Here is a 14,939-nt window from a genome sequence, read left to right on the forward strand (position 1 = left end):
CCCGAGTTCCTCACGCCCAAGCAGTATGCCTGGAAGACCTTCGTCATCAAGGATGCGGCATCCTACGGAGACAACATCTTCTACCTCGATTCCGGCGCGATGCTGGTGAGGGACATCAAGGACATTTACGAGAAGATCGAGAAGAACCATATCTTCGTCGTCGGGGATTCGCATAAGAACAAGACCTGGACGCACGATCTCTGCTTCAGGATCATGGGCGCGTCCGAGGAGGAAAAGAACGCCAATCAGATATGTGCGGGAATCCAGGGGTACAAACCCAACGGACGGTTCCAGCGCTATGTGGACGAAGGCTTCCTCTATGCCTGCATCAAGAGCGCTATTTTCGGCGACCATAAGAACCATCGCCATGACCAGAGCATCTATTCCGTCCTGGTCAAGCGCTATGGCATCGAGCACGAAAACATCGACATCTATGGCGAGTGGAAAGGCATCCTGAGACCCGAGCAGGCCATCTATGTCCACAGACGCTATTTCCCGGTCTCCAAAATCTATCTCAAGATGAAGGGATGACGGGTTGGGAGCGGACGATCGGCCCCGCGCCCGTCGGTGAGAAAAAAAGTCCGGGACCGCCTCCCCTTTCGATCGGGGGGTGAAAGGCTGTAGGATGGCGCCGCCGCAGAGTCGCGGCGCGGATCCGCTCCCGGCCATGACGACCACCCTCTCCGACCTCTCCGATGCACCGGCCGGCACCGTGCCCGCCTGTTCCTGCCTGCTGTGCGCGGCTGCCAGCTGGAGTGCCGCTCCCATCGCCGGCTCCGTCGCCACGAGCCCGGACCCGCAAGGGCTGTCGCCGCAGGGTGTCGTGTCCTCCACCGTCTCGACCCTGCTGGCACCGGGAACGCCGCGCTGGGGTGGCGGTGCCGTCGGCACCGGGGCGAGCGTCACCTACAGCTTCATGGAGCAGCTGCCCTCCTATGCCTCCGGCTCGGACGGGACCGGCTTCGCGCCGCTGTCCGCCGTGCAGCGCGACGCGGTGCGCCAGGCTTTCGCCACCTGGAGCGCTGTCGCCAACATCTTCTTCGTCGAGACCTCCGACAGCGCCAACGGCGGTCAGGGCGGGTCGATCCGCATCGGCACCAACCGGCAAAGCTCCAGCGCCGCCTACGCCTATTATCCGAGCGGCTCGCTCTATGACGGCGGCGGCGACATCTATCTTGCCAACAGCAGTGCCGCCAACACCACCCCGACGTCCGGGACCTACGGCTACCTGACCATCCTGCACGAGATCGGGCATGCCATCGGGCTGAAGCATCCCGGCAACTACAACGCCACCGGCGGCGGGGGCACGCCGCCCTACCTGTCCTCGACCGAGGACAACTACCGTTACACCATCATGTCCTACAACCGGCATCCCAGCCTGGGCCTGAACGGGCTGGCGACGGGGCCGGCGCTGTACGACATCGCGGCGGCCCAGTACCTGTACGGCGCCAACACCACCACCCGCATCGGCGACGACCGCTACGTCTTCGCCAGCAACACGGCCGCGGTCAGCCAGGCGATCTGGGACGCCGGCGGCACCGACAGCATCGACGCCAGCGGACAGGCATCGGCCGTCACCATCGACCTGACGCCCGGCGCCTTCAGCTCCATCGGCCCCAACGGCTCGGGCGGGCTGGCGGTGGGCAATGTGGCCATCGCCGACGGCGTCACCATCGAAAATGCCATCGGCGGGGCCGGCAACGACATCCTGATCGGCAACACCGCCAACAACCTGCTGACCGGCGGCGCCGGCGACGACACGCTGACCGGCGGCGGCGGCGACGATACGCTGCAGGGCGGCGGCGGCAGCGACACCGCAGTCTACAACGGCAGCCGCTCCTCCTACATTGTCACGGTCACCTCCGACGGCGCCACCATCTCCGGTGGCGGCGAGGGCACCGACACGCTGACCGACGTCGAATACGCCCTGTTCGCCGACACCCGCATCAGCCTGCTGCCCCCGGCAGTCGTCGCCAAGGCCGGCCGGGTCACCATCGGCTCCTCGATCAGCCTCGCCAACCTGATCACGGCAACCGATCCGGCCGGCGGTCTCGTCACCCAGTATGAGCTGGTCGACAACACCAACGGCGCCGGTTCGATCATGGTCGGCGGGGCGGCTCAAGGTGCCGGCGCGGTGGTGCCGCTGACCGCGGCGGCCTTCGCCGGCGTCACCTTCGCCGCCTCCACGCTGCCCGGCATCGACGAGCTGTCGGTGCGCGCCTACAACGGCGTGGCATGGAGCCGCTGGATCGGCTTCACCATCGCCTCGCGCCCGGCCAACCGGCCGCCGATCGTCCAGGGCGACAAGACCCTGACCGCCCTGGAAGGCGGGCCGGCCATCGCTCTCGCCATCGACCGGCCGAGCGACCTGGACGAGGGCGACAGCATGACGGTAACGCTGACCCGGCTGCCCTCCGCCGGCGCGCTCCGGCTGGCCAGCGGCGCCGCGGTCACCGGCGGGATGACGCTCGGCACCGCCGATCTGGCCGGCCTGACCTATCAGGCGCCATCCGGCACCCCGGCGTCGCCCGGTTCCTTCGCCTACACCGTCGCCGACAGCCAGGGGGCGGTCAGCGGCCAGACCGTGACCTTGCGGGTGACCACGCTGGCCGAGACGATGGCCGGCTTCGACCCGTTGGCCTATCTCGCCTCCAACCCCGATCTGGCCGCCGTCTTCGGCACCGACACGACAGCCGCGCGCGAGCATTACCTGCGCGCCGGCCGGGCGGAAGGGCGGGCGACCCGGTCCTTCGATCCGCTCTCCTACCTCGCCGCCAACCCCGATCTGGTGGCGGCCTTCGGCTACGATCCGGCGGCGGCGAGCCGGCATTATCTGGCGCTGGGCCGGCGGGAGGGGCGGTCGGCCGGCAGCTTCGACCCGCTGGCCTATCTGGCGGCCAACCCCGATCTCGCTGCCGTCTTCGGCACCGACACGACGGCCGCCACCCGCCATTACCTGTCCAGCGGCCAGCGGGAAGGACGCAGCACCCGGTTCGACGGCTACGGCTATCTGGTGTCGAACCCCGATCTGGCGGCGGCCTTCGGGCTGGACCCGGCTGCCGCCGCCCGCCATTATGCGACCTCCGGCCGGACCGAGGGGCGCGTCATCACCTTCGACAGCCTGGCCTATCTGGCGGCCAACCCCGATCTGGCGGCGGCCTTCGGCACCGACACCGCCCAGGCGGCCAGCCATTACCTGTCCAGCGGCCGGCGGGAGGGACGGGCCACCAGCTTCGACTCGCTCTCCTATCTGGCGGCGAACCGAGACCTCGCAGCATCCATGGGCAACGACCCCGTGCGGGCGGAGGAGCATTACATCCGCTATGGCCGGCTGGAGAACCGCGCCACCAGCTTCAACGCCCATGACTATCTGCTGGCCAACCCGGACCTGCTGAGCATCTTCTCGGGCAGCGAACAGCAGGTGAAGCTCTATGTCGTGCTCTACGGCAACACGCCGCGGCGCGACGCCGCCGGCTTCGACGCGCTGAGCTATCTGGCCGCCAACCCGGATCTGGCAGCAACCTTCGGCACCGACACCGTGGCCGCCACCGCTCATTACCAGTCGAGCGGACAGGCCGACGGACGCCCGACCCGCTTCAACGCGCTCGCCTACCTGATGGCCAACCCCGACCTCCAGCGCGCCTTCGGCAGCGACCAGCAGCAGGCGCTGGTCCACTTCATCCAGTATGGCCGCACCGAATCCCGCCCCAACCCGATCGGCTATGTCCGTCCGTCCGCCGCCGGGCTGGCCATGGCGACGGACGGGGTGCTGGCGGCGAGCGTGGGATAGGCTGCGGATCGGGACCGCGATCGGCTCATCTGTCCTGAAATGACACGGAATCGATCCGGTATCCGATTGCAAAACCCCGTTGCGATCATTTCATAAATACTTTAATTTTCAGTCGCGTGCCGACGTATTTTTAAAAATACACAAAACGACTTCCCGATATTTTCTCTGGAGGGTGCTTTGCTTGATTTGCTTCGGTGGAGTGTTATTGGGATCGATCAGATATGCCAGCATTCTTTTTTCAAAATTCTTGATGAAGACAGTGTGGTGGTGGATTTCGGGGCCAATGGCGGAGTCTTTTCGCACGCCATCATCAGGCGCTATGGCTGCCGGGTGTTTTCGGCTGAGCCGGTTCCGGACCTTGTGCGGAAGATCGACAGGCACCGCTTCCTGACCCTGCTGCCTGTCGCCATATCCGACAGGAACGGCACGATGAGGATCAACATCTATCCTGATCGTTGTCCCAGTGCCTTCGACCGCCACGACGGGGAGCAGAGGAGCCAAGCCGTCGATGTCGAAACTGTGACCTTGCAGGAGTTTCGGCGCCGTTGTGGCATCGAAGCCGTCGATTTGCTGAAAGTGGATATCGAGGGTTCTGAGCTTGATGTGTTTTTGTCTGCAAATCCTGAAGAGCTTTTGAATATAAGGCAGATCAGCGTCGAATTCCACAGCTTCATATATCCAGATACATTGGAGAGAGTAGAGGCGGTAAAGGAGAGAATGCGAAAAATTGGATTTCACATCATGGATTTTTCATTGAACAATACGGACGTCCTTTTCATCAATCGCGGATCTCCGATAGGCCCGCAGCATATGCTGTGGGCGGCGGCCGTAAAATATTGCCGTGGAATCCGGCGACGGCTGCGGCGTCTGGTTGGGCACCGCGCGTGAGCTGACCGGGGAGCCGGCCTGCCCCCTTCCCCTCATGGACCGTCCTGCCGTCCGAACCGCGAGATTTTGCCCCCGTCCAACTCCAGGACCATGTCGGCGGCACGGCGGGTCTGGTCGCGGTGGGTGACTGCCAGGACGGTCGTCTGGCGATGCAGCCGTTCCAGGGTCCGGAGCACCATGGCTTCCGATCCGCCATCCAGCGCCGATGTCGCTTCATCCAGGATCAGCAGACGCGGGCGGCGCAGCAGGGCGCGGGCGATGGCGAGACGCTGGCGTTCCCCACCCGACACGGCGCCGCCGCGCTCGCCGACGACCGTGTCCAGCCCTTGCCGGAGAGCGCGGACGAAGTCGGCGGCGGCGGCGGCTTCCAACGCCGCCCACAGGGCAGGCTCGTCGGCATCCGGAGCGGCCAGCAGCAGGTTGGCACGGATCGTATCGTGAAACAGGAAGGGATCCTGCGGCACCACGGCCACCTGACGACGCCAGGACGGCAGCAGGGCGGGCGCCAGTTCCACGCCGTCGACAGACAGCGTCCCCCGTGTGGGCAGCGCCAGACCTGCCGCCACATCGGCCAGGGTGGATTTGCCGGCCCCCGAAGGGCCGGTGACGGCCAGCAGCACGCCGAAGGGCAGCTCCAGCTCGACTCCGTCCAGCGCCTGACGCCCGTCGGGCGTGCGCAGCCCCACATTCCGAAAAGACAGGCTGCGGCTGAAGGTGGGCAGGGTACCGTCCGGCCCATCTGCCGGCCCTTCCGCCCCGACCCGCAGCCGTTGCAGCATCTCCTCGTAAATGACCAGCGCGGGCAGGCCGGTCTCCAGCATCCGCCAGAAGCGCAGGCTGCTCAGCGTCCGCTGGGCCAGCCGGGCGAAGGCCAGGATCACCACCAGGGCCTCGCTCAGCACCTGATCCAGCCAGAAGACCGACACCGTGACCGCCACTGCCGCCATCACGGCAGCGGTCAGCACCAGCGCCGCATGCTCATAGGCCTGGATGCGGCTGTGCCGGGACTGCAGCTGGCGCAGTGCGGCGAACCGGCGCGACAGGGCGCCGCTGCGCACCGCCTCCGCCCCGAACCCCTTGATGATGCGCAGCCCCGCCAGATCGTCGGTAAGATCGGCCATCATATCCTGATGCGCCCGGCCCAGGCGCAGGCCGATGTCGAAGCCGCTGCGCCCGATGCGCCGGATCAGCAGCAGCGCCAGTCCGGACAGAAGCAGCGTGACCAGCGTCAGGACCGGAGACAGCAGCAGGGCGGTCAGCAGCAGCATCGGCATGGTCAGTGCCGCCACACCCAGGCTGACCAGCGCGTCATGGCACAGCCCCAGGCGTCCCACCTCGCCGACGATGATCTGCTTGATGCTGGTGGCGCGCAGCGATTGGAAGACCGGCCAGGACACATGCAGCAGCGCGTCGTGCATGTCGCCGCGCAGCCGGTCGATGAAGCGGTTGCGCTGGTCGGTGCTCAGCGAACTGCGGACCGCGACCACCCACGCCGCCGCCGCAACCAGCAGCAGATAAAGCCCCAGGCCCGTCAGCAGTGCCCCGCCCGGCGGTTTGGCGTTGCCGCCGACCCCCGCCAGATCCAGCACCGGCACCAGCATCAGCAGCCCCGCCCCTTCCGCGAGCGAAGCCACCAGTCCAAGCCCCAGCATCAGCACGATGCGGCGCCGGCCATAGCAGGCGGTCAGCAGGACCAGGAAGCGCCGGACGGCGGATGACACGGCGGCCTTTCCTTCGCTTTCAGCCCCGCCGGGCTGGAAGCCAGGCACACGATCCGTCACCTGCGTCTTCATTCCTGCTCCGCTTTCCGGCCTTCGCCTCCCGGCTCGGCGGACCGGGGGGCCTGGCCGCGGTGGGGGTGCCGGGCGCGGCTCACTGGCATCCGGCCCAGCCGACGCGCGCAGGCTGGGCGATTGGCGGGGACGGGCCCTGGACGATGACGGCCGCCCGGATGGCGGCCGTTCAAAATGCACCGATCCGGCGCATGACCACCGGGATCGTGTTCGCCAGGATCGCAAGGTCGTGCCAGAGCGACCAGTTCTTCACATACCACACATCGTACAGGACGCGGTCGGCATAGCTGGTGTTGCTGCGCCCACGGACCTGCCACAGGCCGGTCATGCCCGGTCGGGTTTCCAGATAGAACACGAGGTCGCGGCCATAGAAGTCGAGTTCCTGCGCCGTGACCGGACGCGGCCCGACCAGACTCATGTCGCCGCGCAGAACATTGAGCAACTGCGGCAACTCGTCCAGGCTGGTCGCGCGCAGGAAGCGGCCGATCCTGGTCACGCGCGGGTCGTCCTTCAGTTTGAAGCTGCGCGCCCATTCCGCTGCCGCGTCCGGATGGGCTGCCAGATGTGCCTCCAGCATCCGTTCCGCGTTCGGGTCCATGGTGCGGAATTTCAGGCAGCCGAAGGGGCGGCCGTTCCGGCCGATGCGGCGGTGCCGGTAAAAGACGGGTCCGCCGTCGGATGCGATCGCCATGGCAAAGGCCGCGAACACCGGCAGCAGCAGGGTGCCGAGGATGCTGGCCACCGCGATGTCGAAAACCAGCTTCACCGCCCGGCTCAGCGGTTGCCCCAGGTTGTTGCGCGCGTGCAGCATCATGACGTCGCGACCGATGAAATAGATCGGATCGAAGCCCAGAATGGGCAGGCCGCGCAGCGGCGGGATCACGGCGAAGGGCAGGCGTTCCCGCACGAGGTCGGCAAGCAGGGCGCCGCGTCCCAGCATGTCGGTGTCGGACAGCGCCAGCACCACCAGCCTGGCTCCCTGCTCTTCGCACAATTCCGACCAGGAATGGCTGGCAATGCGCGTCTCGACCTGCTCCAGCGGCAGCACCTCGATCACCGCATAGCCCAGGCTGCGTTCAGCGGTCAGCGCCTCGCAGGCGTCCTGCACGGTCTCGCCGCTGCCCACCAGGATGACCGGAAGCCGCCATAACCCCTGGCTGTCGAGCAGGCTGTGCCCGACACGGCGGCCAAGCGGAAGCAGGACGATGATCAGCAGCCACGACGCGACCAGCCACAGGCGGGAAAAATCCCGCTTGAGCGCGAACATCAGGAAGCCATCGGCCAGCAGCATCAACATGCATCCGACCACCACGTCCCGCAGCCCGGTCCAGGCGGGCAGGCGCCGCCGGTAATGCCCGGCGGTGTGGAGACGCAGCAGCAGCAGGGCCGCCAGCGGCAGATACTGCGCCAGCCGGTTCCACATGTTGTCGGCGATGAAGTCGAGGTAGGGCTGGTCGAAGGCCCAGACATTGACCGCCATCGCGAACAGCGCCGCCCCGCCGAAGGCAAGCAGAACGGCGGTGGCGTCCATGGCGAACATGACGCCATAGCGCGTGGCTTCGGCCCGTCTCAACCTGATGGAGTAAGCGGTCGTACCCTGGCGCACATGCAAGGAATCGTTTTGCAGGATCGACATTCTATCGCAATTTAAAAAATGAAGCGGAATGTATGCACTTTTTGCGCGCAAATCCAGAAAGAAGTGCGGCGCGGCGCCCTGCGCCCAACCCTGTATGTCCAACAGGTGTGTGGCGGAAAATCATGCCCCGGCTGACAGCTACAGTCCACGACCTCCCCGGACTGCACTCCTCCCAGTGGCGTACGGTGAACCGTCATGCTGCAAGGGCCTGCTGCAGGGGATTGAAACGATCGCCCTGCAAGAGCATGCGGATCGCCCATGATTAAGGCAGACCGCGGCACTCTGCTCAAGTCGAATAGGGACAGGCCCCATGATTCAATGTCCCACTGCCGTACATACGGCAGCACCCGGCGGAGGGGACGCCCAGGCCGAGGATATCGGCATGGCGGCCTGACTCGGCCACACCAACTGGGGCGGTCCCCGTTTTCCGGACAGCCGGATACGCCTGGTTCGCCCGGGGGAAGGAGTGGCCCGATGACCGGGAAGCGGAAACGGCATTTCCTCTACAGGGGCTCTCCACCACCGTTCAGGGCGCGTTTCAGCCGCCACAGCGTGGCGGCCGGGTCCCGCGACCATTTCAGAAGCCGGGCAAGGATGCGGTGCAGGCCATCGGCCGAAGCCGGCCCGCGCCCCAGGAGCCGGGAGTCGATCCGTGCCTGCTCCTCCCGATACACCCCATTGAGGCGGCCGGAGCCGGAAATGGAATCGCCGTGCAGCGTGAAGACCGCCAGGACTGCGTCGATGCGGTGGAAGCGTGCCCCGGCAAGCACCAGCTCGGCCAGAAGCTCGCCGTCCCAGCAGGTACGGTTGGCCGGATTGAAGCCGCCGGCCGCCCGGACCGTGTCGGTGCGGAAGAACATGCTCTGCTGCACGACGCTGATGCCGCCGAAGGCCAGCATCCAGGACGTCAGCGGCGGCCGGCTGGCATGCGCCGTATAGCGGCGGCCGATGCGGAGATCCTCGATGATGCCGTGCCCATAGACCACGTCGGCCTCCGGATTGGCGGCGAAGGCCCGGACGGCTTGCGTCACCGCGCCGGGCAGAAGCCTGTCGTCGGCATTGAGGAAGCCGAATAGGGAGCCGGTGGCGGCGGCCAGCCCACGCCGCAACCCGTCCGCCGGTCCGTCGTCAGGATCGAGAATGACATGGGCGATCCGGTGCCGATGGCGCTCGATGATGGCACGGCTGCCGTCCGTCGAACCGGGATCGACCACAATATACTCGATGTCCGGATGGTCCTGATCGAGCACCGACAGCATCGCCGTTTCCAGGAACTTCGCCTGGTTGTGGCTGAGGGTGACGATGGACATCTTCATCTGCCGCTTCCCTGCCGCGTCCGATGAGCGGAAGCGGGGCCGGGAGATCCCTGGGCGGAGTCCAGCCGCAGCATTGTGGCGGCCACCGCGATGGCGAAGCTGCTCATCACCCGGTTGCTCAGGCCATATGGAGAGAAGGGAACGGCCCAGCCCAGCATGATCAGCGTGAGGATGACGATCGGGTCGGCGAGCGACCTGTTGTGGACCAGCGCCAGAATGGTTCGCGCCAGCAGGAAGAGGACATAGAACCAGAACAGCGCCGACAGGATGCCGCCTTCCACCCAGGCGCCCATCAGGTGCGAATGGGTGGGGATGAGGTCCCTTTCCTCCAGCATCATGTCGTCGACCTGCAGGCCGGACATTTGCCAGTAAAGGGTGGAGTAATACTCGTCCTCCGCCCAGGAGCCGTGGCCCAGGAGCGGCTTTTCCTTCACCGCCTCGATGGAGATCGGCAATTCCGCCCGGCCTGACAGCAGCACCCCGCGGTCGTCGACCTGATTGGCGAACTTCTCCTGCTCCTCCTGGCCCAAAAGCCCCTGCTGGGCCGCGCTTGCATACAGATCGATGATCAGCACGCTGCCGCCCGACAGCACCAGGAGCGTCACCGCGATCCGCAGCGCAGCACCCCAGGCCGAAAGGATGCGCCTGCGGGTGCCCAGCACCCGGGACAGCCCCAGCAGGATGGCGGTCATGAAGACCATGCCGCCCATGCTGCGGAATCCAAGCTCCAGGTTGAGGACGCCGATGCCGCTGCACAGCGCCAGGGCTGGAAGATGCAGGCGCTGTCTCCACAGCCAGCTCGCCCCCGCCACCAGCAGCATGCTCGCACCGGTGCCGTATCCGAACTTCCACGGCTCGGCTTCGGTATAGGTCGACGGGTTGACGTAGGCTCCCGCCATCAGCCCCAGCCCCATCGCGACGTACAGCACATGGATGTTGCGCATCCGGTTGTCGCAGCAGATGAGGAAACCAAGAATCAACAGGGCGGTCATCAGCGCGCGCGCCACACCGCGCAGCATGTTCGCGGTGCTGCTGTCGTTCACGATGTCGCTGACATACTGGGCACCGCACCAGACGAGCGTCAGGATCAGCAATGTGCGGACCGGCCCTTCGATGGGCGGCAGGCTCCCTGTCATCAGCCTGAGCGCCATCAGCGGTATCAGCACGATCTCGGTGCCGGTCAGCCGTCCGACCAGAGTGATGTCCATGCCGATCGGCAGGCCGACCGCAAGGCAGATCAGAATGCCGAGGCCGGGGGTCCACAGCTTTCCGCCTGCAGCGGTCATGATGCCTCCGGGAGGGGCGGCTGGGTGTGCGGGAGGGGGTGCGGCGGCAAGCCCATCGCCAGACGCAGCCCCCGCACGTCGGCCTCGAAGTCCCATTCGTCGATGATGGCACGGCTGAGCGCGCCCATGCGGGAGGCCTGCTCGGGATCGGACAGGATCGCCGACAGGGCAGCCGACAGGGCGCCGACATCGCCGGCGGGAATCGTGAAGCCGTTCTCGCCATGGCGGACCAGATCCTGGGCACTGCCCACCTGATCGCACACCACCACCGGCTTTCCCAGATTCATCGCTTCGTTCACGACCAGGCCCCAGCTTTCGTCGACCGACGGCAGCACGAAGACCTCGCACAGGTCATAGAAGCGACGCAGTTCCTGTTGCCCGCGGAAACCGGCGAAACGCACCGTGTCGAGGTCGCGCGCCTTCTCCTTCAGGGGATCCAGCATCTCGCCCACGCCGACGAAGACCAGGTGCGGATGGCGTGCCGCGGCGGCCGGCGACAAGCGGCGGAACGCCTCCAGCAGGAGGTCTGGATGTTTCCGGCGCAGCAGCCGCGATGCAAACAGGATCACCGGCACATCGTCCGGCAACCCCAGTTCCCGGCGCAGGGCCGCCCGGCCGCGGCCATCCTCGGCCTGGAAAAAGCCATTGTCGACGGCATAGGGAACGGAAACGATCTTGCTGCCCGGAATCCCGAGTTGGCGATAATAGGCGGCGTTCCGCGACCCGATGGCGAGAAACCGCTCCGCCGCCGCGTTCAGCACCGCGAAATAGAGCGGCTTGATGGTCCGCTTCAGCAGGCCGCGCCGGCGGCTGACCTCGTGCGCCTCGTCGCGGATCATGACGCGAATGCCCAGAGACCACGCCCAGGCCATCGCCAGCCAATGGGATGGGCGGTTGTAGCCATGGATCCACAGCCAGTCGAACTGCCCTTCCTTCAGGATGCGGCGCAGGTTGCGGTAGAACGGCCACCAGAAGGCCGGAATGGCGTCGGCCCCCCAGGCGGGAACGATGCGATGATCGAACCCGTCGGTCATCGGAACGTCCCATTCGATGGACGTGGCGAAGCCGGGATCGTAATGCGGCCGCAGCGAGGCGTCATTGCCGAAAAGGACGGTGAGGGCGATCCCCGGCTCGCGGGCGACCCGCCGGAACAAGGCGCAGGAGTAATGGACCGGGTGGGTGATGAGGACTGCGACGCGGACCGGGGGAACGGTGGGGGGAGCCATGCGATCTGTCGGCTGACCCGGATCGACAGACGGGAGCGGAGATGTCATGACGGTATCCGGTTGAACAGCGATGCTGTTGAGTAGCGGCTGGCCGATGGGATTGCAAGGCTGGCTGGCCGCCGGCTTGGACGTGCGGAATGCATTGCCGGCACACGGCGCCGTTGTCTATACAGCATGGCACGATGCACAAATTCGCGCCATCCGTGGCAGGGTGGCGTCTTGTCGGGAGAACAGCCGGTGCGCGTCGTGGTTTCAACCATCGCCCGTTTCCACCATTTCGACCTTGCCCGGGAATTGCAGAAGCGGGATCTCCTGACCGCCATCTACACTGGTTATCCGCAGTTCAAGCTGCGCAACAGCGGGGTCGATCCATCCCGCATCCGCAGCTTTCCCTGGCTCCAGGCCCCCTACATGGCCCTGCTGCGATGGCCCTGGTTCGCCCGTACCATGGAAGGGCGCTGGTCCAACTGGGCGCACCGCGCGCTGGATGCCCATGTCGCCCGGACGCTGCCCGAGTGCGATCTCGTGGTGGCGCAATGCCGGATCGGGGTGAAGACCGGTGCCGCCGCCAGGAAGCGGGGGATCGTCTATGTCTGCGATCCCGGTTCCACCCATATCCTGTACCAGGATCGGCTGCTGCGCGAGGAGCATGAGCGGCTGGGGTTTCCCTATGCCGGCATCGATTCCCGCGCGGTGGAGCGGGACCTTGCCGAATATGAGCTGGCCGATGCGATTACCGTTCCCTCCTCCTTCGTGCGGGACAGCTTCCTGGCCGAGGGGGTTCCTGCCGAAAAGCTCATTCTGGCACCCTACGGCGTCGACCGGCGGATCTTCGGCCGCACCGCGCCGCGCGCCGAGGAATTCCGTGTGCTGTTCGTCGGGCAGCTCGGGGTGCGCAAGGGGCTGCACCATCTCCTGCGCGCCTTCCGCAAGGCGGCCCTCCCCAACGCCCGGCTGGTGCTGATCGGCAGCCTGCTCCCGGAAGGGCGGGCGATCCTCGCGCGGGAGCCGGTGGCGGGGCTCACCTGGCTCGGCCATCAGCCCTGGTCGCGGGTGGTCCATGAGATGTCGCGGGCCAGTGTGTTCGTGCTGCCGTCCATCGAGGAAGGTCTGGCGCTGGTCCAGGCGCAGGCGATGGCCTGCGGTTGTCCCGTGATCGCATCGGAACATACGGGTTCCCGCGACCTGTTCCATGATGGGCGGGAGGGATTCATCCTGCCGGTCGGCGATACGGATGCCATGGCCGACCGTCTTCGCCGTCTGTACGAAGACCGTGACCTGCTGGCCGCGATGTCGTCCGCCGCTCTGGAGCGCACCGCCGCGATCGGCGGCTGGGATGAATATGGCCGACGTCTGACCGCCGCCTATGCGGCGCTCCTGAAGCGGGACGCCCTCGGTCCGCCCGGCCGCTGCACCTGACCCGCTGCACCGGCCGGATCGGGCGGGGTCAACCGGTCCTTCGCAGGAAGCCGGGCAACTGCTGGCGGACCCAGCTCCGCTGACCGGCGCTCAACGTCGCGATCACCGCCGGCGGAGCGGCGGCGATCCACAGCAGCATGAAGAAGCCAAGCCCGGGGACCGTGTTCAGGGAAACAAGCCGGCCGATGGCGGCGGCGGTCAGAAGAACCAGAAGGAAGACCGTTGCCGCCACCGCATAGGCGCGCAGAACCGGCTGCAGCATCCGGCATCCCAGCAATCGGCCGGTGCTGTGCAAATACCAGGGGGTGGCGGGGATCGCTTCCGTCAGGGCGACTGTCAGGGCGGCGCCGGCGGCCCCCGCCATCGGGATCAGCAGCAGGCCGAGCAGCAGGATGGCGAGGATTTCCACCCCATGGACGGCAGCAACGGTTCCCGGGCGATCGACCAGACGCAGCAGCGCCCCGGCACCATAGGCGGGAACCTGCACCAGCGCTCCGGCCAGCATCGCTCCGGCGGTCAGCGGATCGAAGGCGGTCGTGCCATGGGTCCACAGCGCAAAGGCGGCGGGGCCGGCCGACCATGCCCCGCCGGCCAGCAGGGCAACGATGCAGCCGGCCGGCGCCATGCTGGCTGCATACAGGCGGCCGGCGGCGGCACGGTTACCGGCCGCATGCATGCGTGCCATCTCCAACCCCAGCGGCGTGGCGGCCTGACGCATGGTCTGGCGCACCAGGCCGACGAAGGTCCGGGTGGTGGCGAAGGTAACCACGGCGCCCGCAGGGGCCAGCCGGCCGAGCAGCAGGATCGGCAGATGAACCAGCGCCATGGTGGCGCCCACCTGCATGGCATAGAGCGGGGCTTTGACCGCCAGACGCCGCATCTCCCGCCCATCCGGCGCCCGCGGGCGCAATGCCGACAGGTCGCCATGGCGGCGCAGATCCCGCAGAAGCGCTCCCCAGCCCAGAAACACGGCGGTCGCGAGCTGAGCCGCGGCCGCGACCTCTGGTCCGCCACCGGCAAGGGCGGCAACCGCGCCGGCCGTCACCTGTCCGACCTGGCTCAGCATCAGCAGCAGAACCTCGCGGTGGAAACGGCCGCGCGCGGAATGCACGGTGGCGATCAGGCTGCGGGGCAGCAGAATGACGGTGGTCAGCGCCAGCATCAGGAACGTCGCCCTGGCTCCGTCCAGCCGGACCACCCCGAGCAGGGCCGGCACATCGACCAGCATGGACGCCGTGGCGACCGCGGCGGCGACCGCGGCGCACAGAACGATGTAGACGCCCAGCCCGATCTGCAGGGCGCGCCGTCCGGCCGCCTCGTCGCCGCGGGCCCAGGCGGCACGCAGCATGTTGCCCAGATAGCCGCAGACCCCAAGGTCGGCCAGGGTCAGCAGCCCGGCCGCGGCGGACAGCACCAGCCAGTCGGCGAAGACATCGCCGCCCCAGGCAGCCAGAAAGGCGGGCACACTCAACAGGGTGCTGAGGATCAGCGCGCCCTGCGCGGCGCCCTGCGCCCCGATCCCCGCGGCAAGCCGGCGCAGCAGCCCTGCCTGGTCATGGCTCTGCGGACAGGATGTGCCGGACAT

At 67.0% G+C, this 14,939-nt stretch carries 10 protein-coding genes; 4 read left to right on the forward strand and 6 right to left on the reverse strand.

What is annotated here, in order from left to right:
- From I71_RS38460 to I71_RS23400, 3 genes are all read left to right on the forward strand, one after another.
- Positions 1 to 531, forward strand: a 531-nt coding sequence (locus I71_RS38460) for a hypothetical protein (protein WP_042699075.1), incomplete at its 5' end; no start/stop codon positions are given.
- 136 nt (positions 532 to 667) lie between these two features.
- Positions 668 to 3,790 (forward strand): M10 family metallopeptidase C-terminal domain-containing protein, encoded by a 3,123-nt coding sequence (locus tag I71_RS40670; RefSeq protein ID WP_083897361.1) that lies wholly within the window; start codon positions 668 to 670, stop codon positions 3,788 to 3,790.
- A gap of 177 nt (positions 3,791 to 3,967) precedes the next feature.
- Positions 3,968 to 4,678, forward strand: a complete 711-nt coding sequence (locus tag I71_RS23400) for an FkbM family methyltransferase (RefSeq protein WP_042699078.1) — start codon at positions 3,968 to 3,970, stop codon at positions 4,676 to 4,678.
- Between the two features lie 32 nt (positions 4,679 to 4,710).
- On the opposite strand, the gene I71_RS23405 is transcribed toward I71_RS23400, so the two are convergent.
- The 5 genes from I71_RS23405 to I71_RS23425 form a co-directional block, all read right to left on the reverse strand.
- Positions 4,711 to 6,399 (reverse strand): ABC transporter ATP-binding protein, encoded by a 1,689-nt coding sequence (locus tag I71_RS23405; protein ID WP_159107425.1) that lies wholly within the window; start codon positions 6,397 to 6,399, stop codon positions 4,711 to 4,713.
- Between the two features lie 241 nt (positions 6,400 to 6,640).
- A complete protein-coding gene (gene wbaP / locus I71_RS23410) occupies positions 6,641 to 8,107 on the reverse strand; it encodes an undecaprenyl-phosphate galactose phosphotransferase WbaP (RefSeq protein WP_083897356.1) in 1,467 nt (488 codons plus the stop codon).
- Positions 8,108 to 8,610: 503 nt separating this feature from the next.
- Positions 8,611 to 9,423 carry a glycosyltransferase family 2 protein gene (locus tag I71_RS38465; RefSeq protein ID WP_049976290.1) on the reverse strand — a complete coding sequence of 271 codons (813 nt, stop codon included), beginning with the start codon at positions 9,421 to 9,423 and terminating at the stop codon, positions 8,611 to 8,613.
- Complete coding sequence (locus I71_RS38470; RefSeq protein WP_042699080.1) at positions 9,420 to 10,709, reverse strand: O-antigen ligase family protein; 1,290 nt, start codon at positions 10,707 to 10,709, stop codon at positions 9,420 to 9,422. Before I71_RS38470 ends, I71_RS38465 begins: the two co-directional genes overlap by 4 nt.
- On the reverse strand, positions 10,706 to 11,935 hold the full coding sequence (locus tag I71_RS23425) for a glycosyltransferase family 4 protein (protein ID WP_042699082.1): 1,230 nt from the start codon (positions 11,933 to 11,935) through the stop codon (positions 10,706 to 10,708). The genes I71_RS38470 and I71_RS23425 overlap by 4 nt, the downstream gene beginning before the upstream one ends.
- Before the next feature lie 237 nt (positions 11,936 to 12,172).
- On the opposite strand from I71_RS23425, the gene I71_RS23430 reads away from it, so the two are divergent.
- Complete coding sequence (locus I71_RS23430; RefSeq protein WP_049976291.1) at positions 12,173 to 13,354, forward strand: glycosyltransferase; 1,182 nt, start codon at positions 12,173 to 12,175, stop codon at positions 13,352 to 13,354.
- Between the two features lie 28 nt (positions 13,355 to 13,382).
- Here the strand turns inward: I71_RS23430 and I71_RS23435 are convergent, their stop codons facing one another.
- Positions 13,383 to 14,939: a hypothetical protein gene (locus I71_RS23435; protein WP_042699085.1), complete on the reverse strand. Its 1,557-nt coding sequence runs from the start codon at positions 14,937 to 14,939 to the stop codon at positions 13,383 to 13,385.

Source organism: Azospirillum sp. B506 (assembly GCF_000333595.1).
Taxonomy (GTDB): Bacteria; Pseudomonadota; Alphaproteobacteria; order Azospirillales; family Azospirillaceae; genus Azospirillum.